General features: G+C 70.5%; 20 protein-coding genes and 2 pseudogenes. 12 read left to right on the forward strand and 10 right to left on the reverse strand.

Features of this window, described 5'->3' with window-relative positions; genetic code table 11:
• Nucleotides 1-137 precede the first annotated feature (137 nt).
• Nucleotides 138-353, forward strand: coding sequence for a hypothetical protein (locus EJ357_RS49900; protein ID WP_126400899.1), 216 nt, complete (start codon nucleotides 138-140; stop codon nucleotides 351-353).
• A gap of 75 nt (nucleotides 354-428) precedes the next feature.
• Here EJ357_RS49900 and EJ357_RS45375 read toward each other — a convergent pair.
• A pseudogene (locus EJ357_RS45375) lies at nucleotides 429-809 on the reverse strand (ABC transporter ATP-binding protein); the annotation flags it as partial.
• On the opposite strand from EJ357_RS45375, the pseudogene EJ357_RS45380 reads away from it, so the two are divergent.
• The 5 genes and pseudogenes from EJ357_RS45380 to EJ357_RS45400 all read left to right on the forward strand — a co-directional run.
• Nucleotides 806-1,012, forward strand: a pseudogene (locus tag EJ357_RS45380) (hypothetical protein); the annotation flags it as partial. The pseudogenes EJ357_RS45375 and EJ357_RS45380 sit on opposite strands and share 4 nt — an antisense overlap.
• Before the next feature lie 114 nt (nucleotides 1,013-1,126).
• Complete coding sequence (locus EJ357_RS45385; RefSeq protein ID WP_126398419.1) at nucleotides 1,127-1,819, forward strand: YoaK family protein; 693 nt, start codon at nucleotides 1,127-1,129, stop codon at nucleotides 1,817-1,819.
• 166 nt (nucleotides 1,820-1,985) lie between these two features.
• A complete protein-coding gene (locus EJ357_RS45390; protein ID WP_126398421.1) occupies nucleotides 1,986-2,885 on the forward strand; it encodes an aminoglycoside phosphotransferase family protein in 900 nt (299 codons plus the stop codon).
• A 176-nt stretch (nucleotides 2,886-3,061) separates the two neighbouring features.
• Nucleotides 3,062-3,514: a hypothetical protein gene (locus EJ357_RS45395; RefSeq protein WP_126398423.1), complete on the forward strand. Its 453-nt coding sequence runs from the start codon at nucleotides 3,062-3,064 to the stop codon at nucleotides 3,512-3,514.
• A complete protein-coding gene (locus tag EJ357_RS45400) occupies nucleotides 3,487-4,206 on the forward strand; it encodes a pentapeptide repeat-containing protein (protein ID WP_126398425.1) in 720 nt (239 codons plus the stop codon). Before EJ357_RS45395 ends, EJ357_RS45400 begins: the two co-directional genes overlap by 28 nt.
• A 116-nt stretch (nucleotides 4,207-4,322) precedes the next feature.
• On the opposite strand, the gene EJ357_RS45405 is transcribed toward EJ357_RS45400, so the two are convergent.
• The 6 genes from EJ357_RS45405 to EJ357_RS45425 all read right to left on the reverse strand — a co-directional run bounded on the left by EJ357_RS45405 (nucleotide 4,323) and on the right by EJ357_RS45425 (nucleotide 9,256).
• Nucleotides 4,323-5,333 (reverse strand): amidohydrolase family protein, encoded by a 1,011-nt coding sequence (locus EJ357_RS45405; RefSeq protein ID WP_126398427.1) that lies wholly within the window; start codon nucleotides 5,331-5,333, stop codon nucleotides 4,323-4,325.
• A 223-nt stretch (nucleotides 5,334-5,556) separates the two neighbouring features.
• Nucleotides 5,557-6,987, reverse strand: coding sequence for a cysteine desulfurase (locus tag EJ357_RS45410; RefSeq protein WP_126398429.1), 1,431 nt, complete (start codon nucleotides 6,985-6,987; stop codon nucleotides 5,557-5,559).
• A complete protein-coding gene (locus tag EJ357_RS45415; RefSeq protein WP_126400901.1) occupies nucleotides 6,974-8,350 on the reverse strand; it encodes a family 2B encapsulin nanocompartment shell protein in 1,377 nt (458 codons plus the stop codon). Before EJ357_RS45415 ends, EJ357_RS45410 begins: the two co-directional genes overlap by 14 nt.
• 383 nt (nucleotides 8,351-8,733) lie before the next feature.
• Complete coding sequence (locus tag EJ357_RS50390; protein WP_267132834.1) at nucleotides 8,734-8,856, reverse strand: hypothetical protein; 123 nt, start codon at nucleotides 8,854-8,856, stop codon at nucleotides 8,734-8,736.
• Nucleotides 8,853-9,119 carry a LysR substrate-binding domain-containing protein gene (locus EJ357_RS50895; protein WP_126400903.1) on the reverse strand — a complete coding sequence of 89 codons (267 nt, stop codon included), beginning with the start codon at nucleotides 9,117-9,119 and terminating at the stop codon, nucleotides 8,853-8,855. Before EJ357_RS50895 ends, EJ357_RS50390 begins: the two co-directional genes overlap by 4 nt.
• Nucleotides 9,056-9,256, reverse strand: coding sequence for a hypothetical protein (locus tag EJ357_RS45425; protein WP_126398431.1), 201 nt, complete (start codon nucleotides 9,254-9,256; stop codon nucleotides 9,056-9,058). The genes EJ357_RS50895 and EJ357_RS45425 overlap by 64 nt, the downstream gene beginning before the upstream one ends.
• Before the next feature lie 112 nt (nucleotides 9,257-9,368).
• Here EJ357_RS45425 and EJ357_RS45430 point away from each other — a divergent pair, with 112 nt between their 5' ends.
• Entirely contained in the window at nucleotides 9,369-10,526 is a 1,158-nt protein-coding gene (locus EJ357_RS45430) for a hypothetical protein (RefSeq protein ID WP_126398433.1), read from the forward strand.
• A gap of 42 nt (nucleotides 10,527-10,568) precedes the next feature.
• Here the strand turns inward: EJ357_RS45430 and EJ357_RS45435 are convergent, their stop codons facing one another.
• The 3 genes from EJ357_RS45435 to EJ357_RS45445 are packed head-to-tail and all read right to left on the reverse strand — an operon-like array spanning nucleotide 10,569 to nucleotide 14,052.
• A complete protein-coding gene (locus EJ357_RS45435; protein ID WP_126398435.1) occupies nucleotides 10,569-11,471 on the reverse strand; it encodes an amidohydrolase family protein in 903 nt (300 codons plus the stop codon).
• A complete protein-coding gene (locus EJ357_RS45440) occupies nucleotides 11,468-13,054 on the reverse strand; it encodes an HAL/PAL/TAL family ammonia-lyase (protein WP_126398437.1) in 1,587 nt (528 codons plus the stop codon). The genes EJ357_RS45435 and EJ357_RS45440 overlap by 4 nt, the downstream gene beginning before the upstream one ends.
• The gene (locus EJ357_RS45445) at nucleotides 13,051-14,052 is read right to left on the reverse strand and encodes an ornithine cyclodeaminase family protein (RefSeq protein WP_126398439.1); all 1,002 of its coding nucleotides are present in this window, start codon (nucleotides 14,050-14,052) and stop codon (nucleotides 13,051-13,053) included. The genes EJ357_RS45440 and EJ357_RS45445 overlap by 4 nt, the downstream gene beginning before the upstream one ends.
• Before the next feature lie 185 nt (nucleotides 14,053-14,237).
• On the opposite strand from EJ357_RS45445, the gene EJ357_RS45450 reads away from it, so the two are divergent.
• From EJ357_RS45450 to EJ357_RS45470, 5 genes are all read left to right on the forward strand, one after another.
• A complete protein-coding gene (locus EJ357_RS45450) occupies nucleotides 14,238-15,488 on the forward strand; it encodes an ABC transporter ATP-binding protein (RefSeq protein ID WP_228472807.1) in 1,251 nt (416 codons plus the stop codon).
• Entirely contained in the window at nucleotides 15,485-16,150 is a 666-nt protein-coding gene (locus EJ357_RS45455; RefSeq protein WP_126398441.1) for an ABC transporter permease, read from the forward strand. Before EJ357_RS45450 ends, EJ357_RS45455 begins: the two co-directional genes overlap by 4 nt.
• Entirely contained in the window at nucleotides 16,147-16,836 is a 690-nt protein-coding gene (locus EJ357_RS45460) for an ABC transporter permease (protein ID WP_126398443.1), read from the forward strand. The genes EJ357_RS45455 and EJ357_RS45460 overlap by 4 nt, the downstream gene beginning before the upstream one ends.
• 82 nt (nucleotides 16,837-16,918) lie before the next feature.
• Nucleotides 16,919-17,842, forward strand: a complete 924-nt coding sequence (locus EJ357_RS45465; RefSeq protein ID WP_126400905.1) for an ABC transporter substrate-binding protein — start codon at nucleotides 16,919-16,921, stop codon at nucleotides 17,840-17,842.
• 200 nt (nucleotides 17,843-18,042) lie between these two features.
• A complete protein-coding gene (locus EJ357_RS45470; protein ID WP_323377726.1) occupies nucleotides 18,043-18,744 on the forward strand; it encodes a 2-phosphosulfolactate phosphatase in 702 nt (233 codons plus the stop codon).
• Nucleotides 18,745-19,110 lie beyond the last annotated feature (366 nt).

The raw sequence follows: 19,110 nt of genomic DNA on the forward strand, positions 1-19,110 counted from the left end.
GTCCTAACAGTCCCTTAGGGCAGTGGCGGCGCGAGCAGCGCCCGCGCGCCCTCGGCCACCCGCCACTCGCCCTGACGGTCCAGCGCCCACGTGGCTCCCCGCATGCGGGTGAGCGCGCCACACCGCACCCTGGTGCCATGGCAAGCACGCACCCCGTCGTCGTCTACCCGCCCGCCGCGGACGGCGGACGCCGGGTGCGCGTGGACGATCACTTTCTCGGGATGGCGTACGGGCTCCTGGACGTGGCCGAGTTCCTGCGCCGGGCGGGCATCGAGGACGCGGATCCCGAGTACGTACGGCAGTCCGGGCTGATCGAGTGGCGCGGCGGCGGCCCGGACATGTGGGCACGCTGAGCGGCAAGCCACCGGCACCCCGCCGGACCGTCCCCACCGGCCGAGCACCTGCGCCGGCTCCTCCTCCGTCACACCGGCGAGCAGACCCGCGCCCGTGGCGGCGCGGTAGTGCTCGACCGTGGCCACCAGCGCGGCGGTGGTGGACGCGTCGGGCATCGCGGCCATCTCGTCGCAGACCAGCCGGCGCGGCCGCAGGACGAGGTCCCGGGCGAGGCAGGCTCCTTGCAGCTGCCCGTCGCTGACCTCGTGGGGCCGGCGGGTCAGCAGGTCGGGGGTGAGGCCGACGGACGAGGCGGGACGGTGCAGCAGGGCAGTGACACGGGCGAGGGTGTACTTGGCGCAGCCGCTGGGGCCGAGCAGGCCGACCGCCTCCCCGGGGGCGACGGACAGCGAGGCGGCGCGGACGACAGGGGCCCTCCTGTCGTATCCGGCGGTGATGGCGCGCAGTTCAAGCATGGAAGGAGTCCGACCGGGCCACGGTGGGCGACGTCGACGGCTGGTTCTGGTATCCGCTGACGGGCAGGGGCGCCGTCTGCGATTTCGCGACCGCGAGCAGGGAGCCTGCGCCGCTCACCGTGAGTCTGCTGATCACGCCGTCCATCGGATGCTCCGATCCGGCGCGTTACGTCGTGAACGAGGGAAGGGTCTTCGCGGGCTGACCGGCGAGCCTCACAAGGCGTCCGCACGGCCGACCGGGTGAGGGTCTGTCAGGTGGGGACTGGGCCCGACCGAAGACAGGGGGCGACTCTGCCGTGCCGGGGAAGGGAACCCGTATGTCAGTCCCGGCTCGTTCCGATCCGCTGCCGAAGGTGCTGATCGCCCTGACCGCGGTCACCGGGATCGTCGACGCGGTCGCCTTCCTGGGCCTGGGCCAGGTCTTCACCGCCTTCATGACGGGCAACATCCTCTTCCTCGGCTTCGCGGCCGCCGGTGGCGAGGGGCTGGCACCGATGGGTTCGCTCACGGCGCTGGCCGGATTCGTGACCGGCGTGGTCGCCGGCAGCCGTCTCGGTGTCGCCGAGGCTGCACGCCTGCGCCGGTGGCTGCTGGCGTCGGCCGCCATCGCGTCCGTGCTGCTGGTGGCCGCCGCGCTGGCGGCGATCGGCCTGGAGACGGTGAGGGGCGGTCTCGTGCCCAGGCACTATGCCGTGATCGCGCTGATGGCGCTGGCCATGGGGGTGCGCAGTGCGACGATGTGGCGGCTCGGGGCGATCCTGAACACCACGTTGGTGACGGGCACCCTGGTCACCTGGATCAGAAAGTCGACCGTGGGCGGCGGCACGCCGGACGCCTTCCAGTCCTACCGTGTCGCTGCCCTGGTGGCGGTATTCTCCGGCGCGGCCGTCGGCACTCTGCTGCTGCGTGCGGGTCTGACCACGGCGTTGCTGGTCGCCGCGGCGGGCGTACTCGCGGGCATCGGGGGTTACGTTGCCCATCCGGCATCGCGGCGGGCGGTGAGTGCCTGAGCCGGCGTCGTCGTTGGGGTAGGTGAGGACCAGCTTCGACCCGTGTTCCAGCCGACCGGCTTGTCGCCGTGTGAGTCGAGAAATCCGGTCGACAGGCGAGGTCGCGACGTACTGTGATGGCCCAGGCTGCCCGCCGTACGGTGCGGGCCGACCGCAGGAGCTGCTCTTGGCGACCGGGAGAACCACGGACATCCGCCCCGCGATCGATGCCACGTTGGTCAGGCGCCTGGTTGACACGCAGTTCCCGCAGTGGGCCGAACTGCCCCTGGAGTTGTTCGATCCCGCCGGCTCGGACCATGTGATCTACCGGCTGGGGGAGGAGCTGTCCGTCCGGGTGCCCCGCCATGCCGGAGCCATCAGGCAGGCCAGGAAGGAGTACGAGTGGCTGCCTCGGCTCGCCCCACATCTGCCCCTGGCGATCCCGGTGCCGGTGGGGGTGGGTGAACCCGACTTCGGCTATCCGTGGCCGTGGGCGGTGTCCCGCTGGCTGGACGGCGAGGTGGCGACCGTCGAGACCCTGGCCGACTCGTCCGTGGCCGCCGTCGAACTGGCACAGTTCCTGGTCGCCCTTCAGCGGTCCACGCCCGAGGCCATCGCTGCCGACGACGCCCGCGAGGACCTCACCGCCGGGTCGCTGGCCGACCGGGACGATGCGACGCGTGCCGCCATCGCACAGGTCGACGGCACTTTCGACGCCAAGTCGATGACCGAGCTGTGGGACGCGGCGCTGAGCGCCCCCGGATGGGACCGCCCGCCGGTCTGGTTCCACGGAGACTTCCACACCGGCAACCTGCTGACCGTCGACGGCCGACTCAGCGCGGTCATCGACTTCGGCGGGCTCGGTGTCGGCGACCCGGCCTGCGACCTGACCATCGCCTTCGCCCTGCTGTCGGAGGGAAGCCGGGCCGCCTTCCGCGCCGCACTCGGCGTGGACGACGCCACCTGGATGCGGGGCCGCGGCTGGGCACTGGCCACGGCTCTGAACGCCTACACCGCCTACGCGGCAGTCAATCCCAGGGTGGCGGCGCAGACCTCGCGCCAGATCGCCGGAGCTCTCATCGGGTAGGCAGCCAGGGGCGGTCTCCCCGATCGGTGGGTCTGGTGCGAGTCGTGGCCGTAAGCCACGCTGGTCACCAGCAGGTGAGGGGGAGGTCCGATGAGGTCGGTTCGTTGCGGCGATGAACCCGTGGTCGTCTTCGGCTGTGTGACGGGTGACCGGGTCAGCTGCGCGTGGGATCGCGGTTGACCGAGGCGGAGAGCAAGTCGAACCCGGCTCCCCGCGGTGTCATGCGCTGGCACCTGGGCCTGCACATCGCCGTGGTATTGGTCCTGGCCGTGGCCGCAGGGATCACAGTTCTGGGTCTGTTGTGGCTCATGCTGGGGGCACCTCGCGTGCAGGCGACCGGTCCGCTCAAGCCCAGTGACGCGTACGACGCCATCAAGATCGCTTTGGCCGTTGTCGCAGGAATCGGGGGCGTTGTGGCGCTCGTGGTCGCTTACCGGCGCCAGCATCTCAGCGAGGCGACCGATGCCCGCGAGTACGACAAGGCACTGATCGAACGGTTCGGCGCCGCCGCCGAGCAACTCGGGGCAGATCAGCCGGCAGTACGCATGGCCGGCGCCTACGCCATGGCACGGCTCGCCGATGAATGGCCGCAGGAACGCCAGTGTGCGATGTGCTGTGCGGCTACCTGAGAATGCCGCATGCTCCCGATCCACCCGCCGACGATCAGGCGCTCGTTTCGTGGCAGCGCGAGCGGCAAGTGCGCGTGACTGTCCTGGGACTCATTGCCGCGCACCTGCGCGACGGTGCGCCCGCGTCCTGGCAGGGCCACGACCTGGACTTCACCGGCGCTGTCCTTGATGAAGCCGGCTTCCGCGGCGCTCGCTTCACCGGCGGCGACATCCTCTTCGTCAAGACCCTCTTCGCCGGCCACGGAACGGACCAGGTCGTCTTCGACGAGGCCGACTTCGCCGAAGGCTGTCACATCTACTTCCGGCTCGCCGAATTCCGCAGCGGTACCGTCCGCTTCAACCGCGCCACCTTCAGCGGCGGCTGGGTCACCTTCGACCACGCCCGCTTCACCGGCGCTCACGTGACCTTTCGGGACGCTGCCTTCACAGCGGGCGAAGTCCCTTTCGAGGGCGCTGAGTTCTCCGACGGCACCGTCGACTTCGCCGGTGCGGCATTCACCGGCAGCACGGTGAACTTCGGTGAACACCACCTTCCTTCCATCTACCGCACGGCTCCGCCCGCCCACTTCGGCGGTGGCACCGTGGACTTGTCCCAGGTGGCCGACTTCACCCTTCCTCCGCGGTTCGGTTTGCAGGAGCTGCCTCCTGGACTGCGGCTTCCTGAGGACACCGACGTCTCTGAGCTTCCCTGACGATGCAGTTCCTGCATTGGCGGGTCACTGCGACCTCGTCGGCGAGGTGCCGGGTCGGGTCATCTCCGAGTCCGATGAGGCTGTTGCTGTGCGGGTGCCTACGAGGCCTACGGGGCTTACGGTTCCTGCGCCAGGCGCGGGATGAGCTGCTCGGCATTGCCTCGGTTCACCGCGTGCAACTGGCCGGGCTTCCAGTCGGGATACGTGTCGAGCGCGGTGTCGAAGCCGGTGCTCCAGTCCTCGGGAAGCATGGGGTAGTCGCTGCCGTACAGGATGTGGTCGGGGGCGGCGAAGGCGAGCAGGCAGGGCAGGGTGGCGGGGCCCGGGGAGATGGCGGTGTCGAAGTGGAACCGGCGCAGATCGGTGACGAAGTCCACGGGGGTCGTGGGGACTTCGGGGACGGTGTCCGGCGTGTCGGTGCTCGTGGTGCGGGGGAGGCGGGCCGCGAGGGCGAAGCGGGAGGCGGCGTAGGGCAGGAAGCCGCCTGCGTGAGGGAGGATCACCTTCACACGGGGGTAGCGGCGTGGTACGCCGCGCACCGTCATGTGCAGGGCGGCGCGGGTGGTGTCGTAGGGGAAGTCCGCCAGCGGAGGGGGGACTTGCGGCAACGGAGCGCCCGGGGGTGCGGTCGGGTGGACGAGGACCACGGCGGAGCGGGCGTCGAGTTCGGCCCACAGCGGCTCGAACGCCTCCTCACCCGGGTAGCGGCCGTGGGCGTTGGACAGGATCATGACGCCGTCGGCGTGCAACACGTCCAGGGCGTGGACTGCCTCTGCGAGGGCGGCGTCCACGTCGGGCAGCGGGAGGGCGGCGAAGTGGGCGAAGCGGTCGGGGCGGTTCTTGACCAGTTCGGCCGTGTACTCGTTGACGCCGCGGGCCGTCGCGCGTGCCGCGTCGGGGTCGTCGGGGCCGGCGAGCGGTGCGGCGTACGACAGCACCGCGGTGTCGATGGACCGCCGGTCCATCATGGCGATCGCGCTGTGTTCGTCCCACGCGGGCGCGGGCCAGCCGACGGCCGCGGCACGGGCGGCGATGGCGCGGCTGCGGGCGGGCGGGATGACGTGCTGATGGACGTCGATGCGCCGCGGGTCGGACCGTACGGAATCTGTGCGCCGGGGGTCTGCCATGCCGGTCGGAGCCTCCTCGCATGCCGCACCTCGACATGTCGGCACAATTGGATGTTATCCGGGCATTTCCGTTCCCTCTATCGGAAGGTCTTCTCCGGCCGACCTTCTCGTGGCCGTGGCCGTCGCCGGACTGGATCGAAGCCTACGTAGCGGAGCCGGGACCCGTCCGGCCATCTGTGGCCGTTCGGACCCCGGCTGACTCGCTGAGTTCTCCCTCCCGTCGTCAGCCGTCCTGTTGCAGCCTGCGCAACGACGCGACGAGCTGGTCAACTTCCTCGGACGTGTTGTAGAGCGCGAGCGAGGCGCGGGCCGCCGACTCCAACCCGTAGTGGGCGAGGGCCGGTTGGGCGCAGTGGTGGCCCGCGCGGATCGCGATGCCGTCGCGGTCGAGCCAGTCGGCGACGGTGGCGGGGTCCTGTCCCGCGAGCGTGAAGGTGAGCACCGCGATCCGGTGGGCCGCCGAGCCGATCAGCTCAAGCCCGGGCACTGTGGCGAGGGCCTGGTGCGCATACGACATGAGCCCTTCCTCGTACGCCGCCACGGCCTCGCGATCGAGGGACGTCAGCCAGTTCACGGCGGCGAGCAGTCCGATGACCCCGGAGATGTGCCCGGTACCGGCCTCCAGTTTGTGCGGGGCGGCGGCGAACGTGGTGCTCCCGAAGTCCACGGACTCGATCATGTTGCCGCCGCCCTGCCACGGTGCCATGGCGGCGAGGAGTTCCGGCTTCGCGTACAGGACGCCGATGCCGGTCGGCGCGAACAGCTTGTGACCCGAGAACGCGTAGAAGTCCGCGTTCAAGTCCTGCACGTCGACCGGGAAATGAGCGACGGACTGGGCGCCGTCGATCAGGACCCTGGCGCCGTAGCGGTGGGCGAGCGCCGTCATCTCCTTGACGGGTGGGACGGTGCCCAGCACGTTCGAGGCGTGGCTGATCGCGACGAGCTGGGTGCGCGAGGACAGCAGATCGGCGTACGCGTCCTGGTCGATCTCTCCGTCCGGCGTCAGCGGGATCGGTACGAGCCGGGCCCGGGTCTCCTTGGCGATCATCTGCCACGGCACGATGTCCGAGTGGTGCTCGAGGACCGGCACCAGGATGTCGTCCCCGGGCCCGAGGTTGGCCCGGCCCCAAGTCTGCGCGACGAGGTTGACGGCCTCCGTGGTGCCGCGCACGAAGACGACGCCGTCCGGGCTGGGGGCGCCGAGGAAGTCGGCGACGGCCGCCCGTCCCTCCTCGTACGCCTCGGTTGCCTCCCGCGCCATGGTGTGGGCGCCACGGTGGATGTTGGAGTTGGCGGCGCCGTAGTAGGCGGCGAGCGCCTCGATGACCTGACGCGGCTTCTGCGTGGTGGCGGCGTTGTCCAGCCAGATGAGGGGGTGGCCGTTGACGGTCCGGTGCAGGATCGGGAAGTCGTGGCGCACCGACTCGGCGGTGAACCCGGCCGGTTGGCGAAGAAGCGCGGAGGGATCGGCCGGCGGCGCGGGTGGCGTGAGCCCGGGGACGGGCGTGGTCGCCGTCTGCGGAACAGCCGTACCGGCGCCGGCTGCCGATCCCGGAACGGTCGTACCGACCTCGGCAGCCGCCGTGCGATCCGCTGCCGCCGGCGTCAGCCACGCGGCGCCCGGTCGCGGCGCCATGACGTCAGGCGTAGTCATGGTACTTGGACACCTCGACGTTCTGGAGGACGGCGATGGCGTCGTCGACCAGCACAGCTGTGTTGAAGTAGGCCGTCATCAGATAGGACGTGATGCCCTTCTGGTCCATGCCCATGTTCCGCATGGACAGGCCGGGTTCGACCTCGTCCGGTACGCCTGCGGGGCGCAGCCCCACCACGCCCTGCTCCGCCTCGCCGATCCGCATCAGCAGGATCTCGGTGGTACCGGCGGCATCGCCCGCGCCGCCCGGGCAGCGCACCTTGTCGGAGGGCAGCAGCGGCACTCCCCGCCAGGTCAGCAGCGGGCTGCCGAACCGGCTGTCCGTGACCGGGGGCACCCCCCGCCGCGTACACTCGCGCCCGAACGCGGCGATCGCCTTCGGGTGCGCGACGAAGAATGCCGGCTGCTTCCACACCTTCGTCAGCAGCTCGTCCAGGTCGTCGGGGGTGGGAGCGCCGGTGCGCGCCTGCACGCGCTGACCGGCCGGGACGTTGTGGAAGAGGCCGAAGTCGGGGTGGTTGAGCATCAGGTTCTCCTGGCGCTCGCGCAGGGCCTGGACGGTCAGGTTGGCCTGGGTCCGCGTCTGGTCCATCGGCCCGTTGTAGAGGTCGGCGACGCGGGAGTGCACCATCATCCGGGTCTGGGCCAGCGTCATGTGGTACTCGCGCGGGGCATCCTCGTAGTCGACATACGTGCTCGGCAGATCGACCTCGCCCACATGGCCGCCGCTCAGGTCGATGGGCGCCTCGGTGCCCGGTGCCGGCATGTCGCCCGCCGCGTACGACTCGACCGCCCCGCGCAGCGCCTCGTCACGCTCCATGAGCCCGGCCAGGGCGGCACGATCGGCGCGCAGGGCGATGCCGGGGGTGACGGCCTTGACGGTGTACGGCATGGGCTCGCGCCTGGTCCACGCGTCCAGGTCGAAATACTGCCCGTCGCCGATGACTTGGATCAGCGCCTCGTCGCCGTACCGCCCGGCGGCGCGCTTCTCGGCGCGCCCGCGGACGATCACCCACAGATGCTCGGTGGTGTCGCCCTCCGTGACGAGCACCTGCCCGGCGTCGAAGCTCATCTCCTCGAAGGCGTCGGCCAGTTGGCCGAGGAGGGCGTCGTCGCTCTCGCGCAGATACGAGATCTCGCGTAAGTCGCCCGGAACGACGCGCGGGCTTCCGTCGTCGGTGTGGGTGCTGATGCGGTCGTCGCCCAGCACGTAGGTGCGGCGCCGGTTGACGCGATAGACACCCGATTCGACGTCGACCCAAGGAAGGGCGCGCAGGAGATAGCGCGGGGTGATGCCGCGCATCTGCGGTGTGGTCTTCGTGGTCGTCGCGAGTTGCCGGGCGGACTCGGGGCTGAGGCTCATGCGGTCGGTCGTCACAGGGAACTCCTCGAGTGGATTGCTCCGGGGTCGGAACTGCTCCGGGATCGGACTGCGGTGCGAGCGAGGCCGATCGTGCTGCCGGCGACAGGCCCCGACAAGATGCGTGGGACACCGTTCGGTGGGGCCCGGGCCGAAAACGCTCGACTCGGGGCGTGCTGGGCGCGCAGGAACGTATACGTCGGCAGGCAGCGCCACCAAGGGCGAGGACCGACCGGGCGAGCCTGCGAACAGAGGGACGCCGAGTGGCTCGACGCTCCGTCAAATCGGCTAGGGACGACTTGATTCAGCCCCGTATCACCGCTTTTACTTTCTTAAAGGCGCGCTTATACGACCCCTCTTTGAGGCGTATTTATCTGAATTCGAAATTACTCGCTGGGTGAGGGCTCGGCGGCCGAGGGCGGCAGGTCCAGGAGGGCCCGCGGTGGTGCCGACGAGTGCGGGCCGGAGCGCCAGACCAGCGCCTTCGCGTAGGGAATGCGGGGCGTCACCGGCACGACGGTGACCTGCGGATCCCTGGTGATGCCCCCCCGGGCCCGCCCGCCGCGAGGGCGATGCCGGCACCGGCGGCCACGAGTTCCAGCTGCAGCGCCACGTGGTCGGTGGAGCAGGCGGGCCGGAAGGGGATCTCGGCCTCCTGGAATGCCCTGCGCAGCCGGGGGTACAGGCCGCTGTCCGGACCGTAGGTGATCAGCGGGGGCGGCCAAGACCGGCGCTCGCCCCCTCGACGAGGTGCAGGGTGACGCCGGGACAGAGCCGGTGGAAGGCGCCGAGCAGTGCCGGGAGGCTGCTGCTCTCCACGCCGTCGGCCGCTCTCAGCGACAGGGTCCCGGTGAGCAGGCCGGAGCGCGCGGCGAACTCGGCCTTCGCGGCGGCGACGGCCGCCGACACGGTACGGGCATGCGGCCGCTTCCCGGTAGCCGCACGATCACCCCATCACCACCTCGTATCCTTCAACTGACCGAAACATTGACAGTTGCATGACCAACACGGGGGAAAGCACATGACATACCGACGCGCGGCGATACCGGCGCTGGTCGGAGCCCTGCTGATGACGCTGCTGCTGTGGTGGGCGGGGGCGAGCGCCCAGGCGCTGCAACTGCGGGGCACCACCAGCGTGTTCGACATCGATTCCGCGAACGAGCTCTGGAGATGGCTCGCACCCTGGTCGTACGACCCCGCGACGGCGCTGCAGTCCGACGGGACTTCCGGCGCGGGCACGGGGGGAGACACGGCCGTGAGCGGGGGCACCCAGTACTCCGATCTGTACCGCACCGCGATGCAGATCAGATACGTGGCCGTGTTCGTGTTCTTCCTGGCCGGTGCGCTGCTCCTGCTGCGCAGGATTCCGCCGGCGCAGGGGCGTACGCCTGCCACGCTGTGCGCGCTGTGGGCCTGGGGCCCGGTGGCCGGAACGCTGGCGGTGACGGTTTCCGCGCCGTGGCTGATCGCTTCCCGGGGGCGCGGCAGTTACCGGTTCCTGCCGCAGGTGGCGAGTGTGATCGCGTCGAGCGGGCCGGTCACGGTGTTCGCGGCGCTGTTGGCCGCCGTGGGCACGGTGCTCGTGGCGCGTGTCACCGTAAAGGGCGCGGACCCGCTGCCCCGGCGGAGTGTGCCGCCGCGGGCCGCTCGCCTGGCCGCGAGCGTCGGGACCGCTGTGATCGCGGTGTCGCTGGTGATCCTCTCGTACGTGTCGGTGGCGGCCTGGATCCAGACCTCGTTCGGCGTCGGCACCGGGCTGCTGTCCGACCCCGGCGACCTGCTGCGCGAGTGGCTGCTGCTCGGCGCCTGGACGGGCCCGGCGACCGCGCCGCTCGGCGACTGGCTGCTGTACCGAGCCGCCGATGTGCTCATGCTGGCCGTGGTGTGGTGGGCGCTGCGGCTCCTGCCCGGCCTGCTCACCCGGACCACGGCGCCGGCGATGGCGGTGGGCGCGGTCTGCGCAACCGTGCTGGGTCTGCTGGTGAGCCAAGTCGTGCACATGGCGCTGGACGACACCGTCTCCGTGTGGGGGCCTGTGTACCTGTTCTCCAAGCTCGGCGACGGCGTCCCGGCCGCCCTCACCTTCGGCATCATGGCGGGGGTGGCGGCCCTGGTGACCCTGCGACTGGCGGGCGACCGTGACACCGGCAAGCAGGAGAAGGTCCCCTCCACGGTGTGAGCAGGACGGGGTGGCTGCTCGCCGCCGGGCCTGGCGGCTGGTTCAGTTCCGTCCGGTGAGCAGTCGTCGCGGATTGGCGATGCGGAAGGCGTACGCCGCGGCTCCGCCCAGACCGAAGCCGGGATGCTGCGGCGGCTCCGCGTAGGGCCGGTCCGAGCCCTGGACGACGGCGTCCACACCGAGGGCGCGGACGATCGCGTCGACGGCGCGCGGACCGTACGAGGACGTCTCGACGAAGACATCCGGGTCCACCCCGCTGCCGGCCCCGTCGCCCCGGGCGGCGAACCGCTCCCCGTGCAGCGGAGCGAGCCCGGCCAGCAGCGCGAAGCACACCCGCAGGCGTGGATGGCGGGCGCGGCCGAAGGCGCGGAAGGCGAACCAGGCTGCGTGCATCTGCTGGACGTAGGGGACCATCGCGGGCCACCAACCGGGCCCCTCGGACTCGCCGGGTGCGGGCCCCGGGTGGACGAACAGCGGGAGGTCGCGCTCTTCGAGCAGGTCGAGCAGCGGGGTGCACCGCGCGTAACCGGCGGCGTCGGCAAGGGCGTTCGCCGGGAGCTGGAGGCCGGCGAACCCCCGGTCGAGAACCTCGGCCGTCTCCTTGGCGTCGATGTCCCGTACGCAGGCGGCGGCCCAGGCCCCGAACGGCTCGGGGAGCGCGGCGGCGCCCTCGTGGTAGGCGTCCAGCAGGGGGCGTGCCTCGGCCGCGGGCAGCCACTCCACGCCGATCGGGGCGGACAGGGAGACGAGCGCCAGGCCGAGGCCGTCGGCGGCCGCCTGCTCCGCGCGCCGTGTCACGTCGTGGTCGGCGGGCGGGATCTCGTAGGGCGCCTCACCGTGCAGAAACAGGGTCCAGCCGTCCAGGAACGGCGGTTCACCGCGGGAGCGCAGGGCCGCCACCAGCGCGGGGGTCCACAGATGCTGGTGCACGTCGACGTTGGTCATGGCGCTTCTCCCACCACGGTTGACGCTCCTGCCACCACGGTTGCTCCTCCCACTACGCCTGACGCCTCTCCCGCCAGGGTGCGCAGTGCGCTCCGTACGTCGTCCGAACCCAGGATGTCCCGGTCCACCGCCTCCACGTCCACCCCGCAGGGCCGGTCGTCGTCCAGGCGGGGAACGATCTCCCGGATCACGCGGTGCAGGAACCGAGGTCCCCGTCCCAGGGCGGACGGTGCGGCCAGGTCCACGGCCTGGGCGGCGACCACCGCCTCCACGGCCAGCAGCTGCCGTAGCCGGACGAGGACCGTGGCCAGCCGCCGCGCCCCGAGCGCCGCGTTGGTCGAGTCGTCCTCGACGGCGTCCGCGCCATGGCGGGGGTCGGTGCACACGGGGGCGGACAGCATGCGGATCTCGGCGACGAGCGCCTGCGCCGTCTTGGCCAGCGGTGCGAAGCCCGAGCGTTCCGGACCGTACGGGGAGAGGTTCGCGGGCAGTCCGCTGACGGCGGGGGCGAGCAGGCGTCGCATGCGCTCGGCGGAGAGTGACGCGGTCTGCGTCAGGGCCAGCGCGAGGGTGTCGAAGGCGAGGGCCAGGGCCGGGGTGTGAAAGTTGCCGGAGGAGAGGATCTCGCCGGTGTCGGGCAGGACCACCGGATTGTCGCCACAGCCGTTGAGCTCCGGTCGGAGCGCGGCGTCGGCGAAGCCCAGCGCGGCGTGCAGCGCCCCGTGCACCTGGGCCGCGCAGCGCAGGCTGACGGGGTCCTGGACCCGGCGCGCGTACCGGGGATCGCCCAGCTCACCGCCGTCCAGGAAGCCGAGCAGCTCGGCCGCGGCACGGGACTGACCGGGGGCCGGCCGCAAGTCCAGTACCCGTGGGTCGAGCGGGCTCGTGTTCGCCCGGAAGCCCTCGTAGGTCAGCGCCGTGACCGCCTGGGCCAGGGTGAGGACAGCGGCCGCCTCATGCAGGGCGAGAGCCCCCTGTCCGGCCGCCAGCGGGCTCGCGCTGCACAGCACATGGCCGTCCTTCGGGCCCAGTACGGCAGGAGCGAGACCGGCCCGCCGCAGTGCCGTACCGCCGTCGAGCACCTCGCCGGCGAACTCGGCACTGCCCTCACCGATGACGACCAGGCCGACATGGGCCATCTGGCACAGATCCGATGCGCCGATCGACCCCACCTCGGGTATCACGGGATGCACCCGCGCGTTGAGCATGTCCACAAGCAGCCGCGGGATCTCCGCTCGTGCCCCGCTGCCTCCGCCCGCGATGCCGTTGACGCGGGCGAGGAGGGCGGCACGCACGAGGGGCACCGGCAGCGGGTCGCCGACCGCGTTGGCCCGTCCGCGGACCGTACGGACGCTGAACTCCTCGAGTTCGGCGCGGGGCAGTGCGTACGACGACCGGGTGCCCAGCCCCGTCGTCAGCCCGTACGTCGGCACCTGGCGGTCGACGACGTCGTCGACGACGGCCCGGTCGCGGGCGAGGCGGGGGAGCACGTCGTCGGCCAGGACGACCTCGGCTCCGTGGTGGGCGACGGCGACGACATCGTCGTAGGACAAGGTCCGCCCGTCGACGACGACCCCACTCATGAGAACCGCAACTTCTGCCCGAGGCCGCGCTCTTGGGCCTTCTTCAGCATGGCCCCGCCCAGCGCGATGTCGGAGAGGGACAGGCCGCGGTGCCAGAACAGGTTCGTCTCCTCGGCGCTCTCCCGGCCGGGCTTGCGGCCGGCGACGATCTCGCCCAACTCGCCGTGCAGAATGGTCTCGTCGAGTCTGCCGCTGTCGACATGTGCGCGCAGTGCGCCGAACGGTCCGGCGTGCGCCTGGCCCCAGTCGTCGACGACGATCTTGTCCATGACGTCCGTGAGGGAGAGTTCGACGGCGCTGTTCGTCCCGTAGGGCACGACCAGGGCGCCGGGGGCGATCCACTCGGTTTTCAGCAGCGGCTCCGGGCGTTCGAGGCGGGAGGCCTCCACCACGATGTCCGCGCCTTCCACGCAGGTCTTCCAGTCCTCGGTCACGACGACGGGCTTGCCGAGTTCCTCCTGTAGCCGCTCGGCGAAGGCCTCCCGGCTCTCGGGGCGGCGCGAGTGGACGCGGATCTCGGCGAGGTCGAAGATCCGGTCGAGCAGGCGGACGTTCCAGTACGACGTGGCGCGGGCGCCGATGTGCCCGAGGACCTTGGCGTCCGGGCGGGCCAGATGACGTGCCCCCAGTGCGGTGAGGGCGCCGGTGCGCATCTCGGTGATGGCGGTGGCGTCGAGGACGGCCACCGGCATACCGGTGCGCGGATCGAAGAGGTTGAGCAGCGCCATCTCGGAGGGCAGACCCAGCCGGTAGTTGTCCACGTAGTCGCCCACGATCTTGACCCCGGCCAGCGCGAGCGGAGCGATGTAGCCGCGCAGGACGTTGAAGTGGCCGTTGAACGCGGCATCGGGCATGAGGTGCACGCGCGGTTCGATGACCGTTTCCCCGAGGCCCTGGGCGCGCAGCCCGGCCTCGACGGCGTCGAGTATCTCGATGTCGGTCAGCTCGAGCCGTTCGATGTCCGAGCCGTTCAGGAAAGTGAACCGGACCGGTTCCATGGGGTGTCTCCCTTGCGTCTGCGCTGGCCAATTCTCAGTGGCACATCAGCCGTGGAACGTGGGCATTCCGGACGCCCTTGACCTGATTTCGTACGAACGTAACGCGGCGTTCACAGTCGGCCATTGACTGCCATTCACGCACTCGAAAATCTGCATAGGCATATGCAGTCAGGTGAGGGGCAGCCTTGATCAGATTCGACGCGGTGAGCAAGAACTATCCAAACGGCACCACGGCCGTGGACGATCTGTCCCTGGAGTTGGCCGAGGGCGGCATCACGGTCCTGGTCGGTCCCTCCGGCTGCGGCAAGACCACCACCTTGCGCATGATCAACCGCATGGTGGAGCCGACGGCCGGGACGGTGAGCCTGCGCGGACGGGACATCCGGGAGGTCAACGCCCCTGAACTGCGCCGCGGCATCGGGTACGTGATCCAGCACGCCGGGCTCTTCCCGCACCGGACCATCCTCGACAACATCGCGACCGTCCCGCTGCTGCTCGGCTGGAGCCGGAAGAAGGCGCGGGCGCGGGCGGCGGAGCTGCTCGAACTGGTGGGCCTGCCGGCCGAGATGGCGGGGCGCTACCCGAGCCAGCTCTCCGGCGGGCAGCAGCAGCGCGTCGGGGTGGCCAGGGCGCTGGGCGCCGACCCGCCGGTGCTGCTGATGGACGAGCCGTTCAGCGCGGTCGACCCGATCGTGCGGGCGGAGCTGCAGGCGGAGTTCATACGGCTGCAGAAGGAGCTGCACAAGACGATCGTGTTCGTCACCCACGACATCGACGAGGCGATCAAACTCGGAGACAACATCGCGGTGTTCCGAACCGGAGGCAGGCTCGCCCAGTTCGACACCCCCGAGCGACTGCTCGCGCAGCCCGCCGACGACTTCGTGGCCGGCTTCGTCGGGCAGGACCGGGGCATTCGCCGGCTGTCCTTCCTCAAGGCGGCCGAAGTGCCCCTGCGCGACGGTGCGGTGCTGCCGGCGACCTCTCCCGTGGCATCGGCCAGGGCGGCGGACGAGCCGTGGGTACTCGTCGTCGACGCCGAGCGGCGACCGCTCGGCTGGGCCGCCGTCGCGGAGCTGCCGGAGAGCGGCACCCTCGCGGACGCGCCGCTCACGCCGCTCGGCCACACCTTCAGCCTCGTCGGCGACTCGGCGCGGGCCGCCCTCGACTCGGCGCTCCTGTCGCCGTCCCGGCTCGCGGTGGGCGTCGACGCGGACGGCGCGGTCGTCGGGGTCGCGGACGCGCACGAACTCTCCGCGGGGGTGGCCGCGGCTGAAGTGCCCGAAGCGGCGGAGGACGCGGCCGTGGATGCGGCGCCCGAGGTCGCCAAGGACGGCGACGCGGAGTCCGGGGTGTCAAAGGACGAGGTCGCAAAGGGAGCGGACGCCAAGACCGGGGACACGGCCGGTTCCGTCGGCCCGGGCGGTGGTGAGCGATGAGCGACGGCGAACCGCTGGTCCGGTGGGCCTGGATCGGCGACCACCTGGGCGAGCTGGCCGACTACACCGGGGTCCACCTGCGCCTCGGCCTGCTGCCCGTGCTGTTCGGGCTGATCATCTCGGTGCCCCTCGGCATCCTCTGCCACCGCTGGCGATGGCTGTACGCGCCGGTGCTGACCGTGGCCAACATCCTGTACTCCATCCCGTCACTCGCCCTGTTCATGATCTTCGTCAAGTACACCGGGCTGACGGAACGCACCGTGATGATCCCGCTGACGCTGTACACGCTGTCGGTCCTGGTGCCCAACGTCGTGGACGGGCTGGCCTCGGTCCCCGAACCGGTCCGGCAGGCGGCCACCGCGCTGGGGTTCGGCCCGGTACGCCGTGTCGTCCAGGTCGAACTGCCCATCGCCGTACCCGTCGTCATCGCCGGCGTACGCGTCGCCGCCGTCTCCTCCATCAGCCTCGTCGCCGTGGGACAGCTGATCGGACAGGGCGGTCTCGGCTACTACATCACCCGTGGCCTCCAGCTCGACTTCCCGACCCCGATCGTCACCGCGATCGTGCTGATCATGCTGCTCGCGCTCACCACAGACGCGCTGCTGGTCCTGGCGCAGCGGCTGCTCACCCCCTGGTCCCGGAGCAAGGTGACGGCGACATGAACGATCTGCTGAACCAACTCGGGCTCGTGGGGGACTGGTTGACGTCCTCCAAGCAGTGGCACGGTGCGGAGGGAATCCCGCAGCGGCTTCTGGAGCACCTCACCTACAGCGGTGCGTCGCTGCTGTTCGCCGCCCTGATCGGGCTGACGCTCGGGCTGCTCGTCGGGCACACCGGCCGTGGGGCGTTCGCCGTGGCCAGCGTCGCCAACCTCGCGCGGGCGATCCCCACCTTCGGCCTGGTCGTCCTCGTCGTCACGCTCGCCGGGCTCAGCACCACCCCCGTACTGGTCGCCCTGGTCGCGCTGGCCGTCCCGCCGATCCTCATCAACACCTTCGAGGGAGTCCGGGGCGTGGACCCGGCGACCAGGGACGCCGCCCGCGGGGTCGGCATGACCGAGTGGGAGGTCCTGGTGCGGGTGGAGGTGCCGATGGCGCTGCCGCTGATCCTCCTCGGCCTCAGGGTCGCCGCGATCCAGGTCGTGGCCACCGCGACCGTGGCGGCCTATCCGGGGCTCGGTGGCCTGGGCCGCTTCATCGTCGACGGGCTCTCCCGCAACGACTACGAGCTGGTCATCGGCGGCTCGACGGTCGTCGTGGTCCTGGCGCTGGTCGTCCAGATCCTGTTCACCGCGCTGCGGCGCGTCATCGTCTCGCCGGGCCTGAGGGTCTCGGCGTCCAAGTCCTGAGTTCGTCCGAGCCCCGAGTTTGCCCGAGCCCTGAGTCTGTCCGAGCCCCAGGGCTCCGAGAAAGGAAACACCCATGAGAGCCATCCACCGCGGCGCCGCCTTCGCACTGATCGCCGCGCTGTCGCTGACCGCCTGCGGCGGCGGCGAGAGCGATGACAACCCGCTGACCGGCGGCAGCGCAGACAGCGGCGACGGCAAGTCCCTCGTCGTCGGCTCGGCGAACTTCCCCGAGAACCAGCTGCTCGCCGAGATCTACGCCCAGGCCCTGGAGGCCAAGGGCCTGAAGGTGACCCGCAAGTTCGACATCGGGGCCCGTGAGGTCTACTACGACCAGGTGGTCAAGGGAGGCATCCAGGTCTTCCCGGAGTACAACGGCGCCCTGCTGGCGGTGGCGGTCGACAAGAACAGCACCGCGACCAGCACGGACACCATCAACGCCGAGCTGAAGAAGAAGCTCCCGTCGTCGGTGGAGATCCTGAACTCGGCCGAGGCCGAGGACAAGGACTCGGTCACGGTCACCGCCGAGACGGCCAAGAAGTACAACCTCAAGACCCTCGCCGACCTCAAGCCGCTCGCCGGGGACTGGACGATCGGTGCCGGCTCCGAGTTCAAGACCCGTACCCAGGGCTGGATCGGTCTGAAGAAGATCTACGGCGTCGAGTTCGGGAAGTTCCAGCCGCTCGACGCGGGTGCCCAGAGCACCCTGCTGAAGCTGCTGAACTCGGGCAAGGTGCAGGCCGCCAACATCTACACCACCGATCCCGCCATCGTGGAGGACAAGCTGGTGGTGCTGGAGGACCCGAAGAACCTCTTCGCCTCACAGAACGTCACGCCCCTGGTCTACAAGTCCGCGGTCGACGACACGGCCAAGGGAGCGCTCAACGGAGTCTCGGCCAAGCTCACCACCGAGGACCTGACGGAGATGATGAAGAAGCTCGTCAACGACAAGGAGGACGCCTCCACCGTAGCCAAGGAGTGGCTGACGAAGGCCGGCCTCGCGAGTTGACCGGTTCGGCCACACCAACACCGTCCGTAGGGGTGTCGGCCCGATCGGCAGACGGGTCGGCAACACCACCCACGGAGTCAGGCACCGGGACGGCGGGAAAGTGTTCGCCGGAACTGTGGCCGCACTCATGCCAAGACCCTCGACGTGATGCCCATCACTCTCTGGCCGCAGCGGATCGGGCGTGCGCGATCATGATCGGAATGGACACTCGTTTCGTTGGCATCGCCGAGGTGGTCGAGACCCCGTCCGTGGCGGTCGTAGTCGACGTCATGCGTGCTTTCACCGTGGCTGCCTGGGCCTTTGCCCAAGGCGCGGAAAAGATCGTTCTTGCCGAGTCGCTGGACGACGCTCTCGCGCTCAAGGCTCGCCACCCGGAATGGGTGGCGCTCAAGGACGGTCCACCCGCGCCCGGGTTCGACACCGTCAACTCACCCGGCCTGCTGCGGTCCATCGACCTTGGCGGACGGACCGTTGTGCAGAAGACCACGGCAGGGACGGTCGGTGCCCTTGCCGTCAAGGAGGCGTCGCTGGTGCTGTGCGCCGGCTTCGTGGTGGCGGAGGCAACGGCTCGGCTCTTGCGGGCACGTAAGAGTGACAGCGTCACGTTCGTGGTCACCGGCGAGGACGGCCAGGCCGATGAAGACCTGGCATGCGCCCAGTACATCGCTCGGAGAACCACCGAGGCCGGCACGGATGCCGCCGGGTTCCTTCGCCGCGCTGCCGAGTCCCGCGCCGCCACCGAGCTGGCGGAGGGGGTGCGTCAAGGAGTCCATCCGGATGACGTCGCACTCTGTCTTGAGCTCGACCGGTTTCCCTTTGCCATGGTGGCGGCCCTGGAAGGCTCGCTCATGGTCCTGCGTCCGTACGCCGTGCCGTCGCCGACCGATGGCGGCCCGATCTGATGGAGGGCCGGTGCTGGACACGCTGGTGACGACGGCGGCTGGGGCTCTCTCCGCCACCGTGGGCGTTCTGGTCGGCGGCATCGTCACCCGCCGCGCCCACGACCGTCAGTGGCTACGTGACCAGCAACTTGCCGCCTGTCAGGAGCTGTTCAGTCACTACGCCAAGTTCACGATGGAACTCAGGCGGGCACACGGTGACCGGCGTGGCTGGGACTACGACTGGGGCGAGTGGAGCGCGGCCTTGATGCGCGTCAGTCTGGTCGCCCCTGCGGAAGTCGCGGCCGAGATCGACGATTTCGGCCGCGCCGTCGGCACCTGCCTGGACCAGGTGGCGCGGGGACGCGAAGGGGCTGCCCTTCGGGATCG

The organism is Streptomyces cyaneochromogenes, assembly GCF_003963535.1.
Lineage (GTDB): Bacteria > Actinomycetota > Actinomycetes > Streptomycetales > Streptomycetaceae > Streptomyces > Streptomyces shaanxiensis.

Coding starts and splice junctions, on each gene's coding strand:
- EJ357_RS49900 (WP_126400899.1), top strand. CDS start 138: ATGGCAAGCACGCACCCCGTCGTCGTCTACCCGCCCGCCGCGGACGGC.
- EJ357_RS45385 (WP_126398419.1), top strand. CDS start 1,127: ATGTCAGTCCCGGCTCGTTCCGATCCGCTGCCGAAGGTGCTGATCGCC.
- EJ357_RS45405 (WP_126398427.1), bottom strand. CDS start 5,333: ATGGCAGACCCCCGGCGCACAGATTCCGTACGGTCCGACCCGCGGCGC.
- EJ357_RS45410 (WP_126398429.1), bottom strand. CDS start 6,987: ATGACTACGCCTGACGTCATGGCGCCGCGACCGGGCGCCGCGTGGCTG.
- EJ357_RS45415 (WP_126400901.1), bottom strand. CDS start 8,350: ATGAGCCTCAGCCCCGAGTCCGCCCGGCAACTCGCGACGACCACGAAG.
- EJ357_RS45430 (WP_126398433.1), top strand. CDS start 9,369: ATGACATACCGACGCGCGGCGATACCGGCGCTGGTCGGAGCCCTGCTG.
- EJ357_RS45435 (WP_126398435.1), bottom strand. CDS start 11,471: ATGACCAACGTCGACGTGCACCAGCATCTGTGGACCCCCGCGCTGGTG.
- EJ357_RS45440 (WP_126398437.1), bottom strand. CDS start 13,054: ATGAGTGGGGTCGTCGTCGACGGGCGGACCTTGTCCTACGACGATGTC.
- EJ357_RS45445 (WP_126398439.1), bottom strand. CDS start 14,052: ATGGAACCGGTCCGGTTCACTTTCCTGAACGGCTCGGACATCGAACGG.
- EJ357_RS45455 (WP_126398441.1), top strand. CDS start 15,485: ATGAGCGACGGCGAACCGCTGGTCCGGTGGGCCTGGATCGGCGACCAC.
- EJ357_RS45460 (WP_126398443.1), top strand. CDS start 16,147: ATGAACGATCTGCTGAACCAACTCGGGCTCGTGGGGGACTGGTTGACG.
- EJ357_RS45470 (WP_323377726.1), top strand. CDS start 18,043: ATGGACACTCGTTTCGTTGGCATCGCCGAGGTGGTCGAGACCCCGTCC.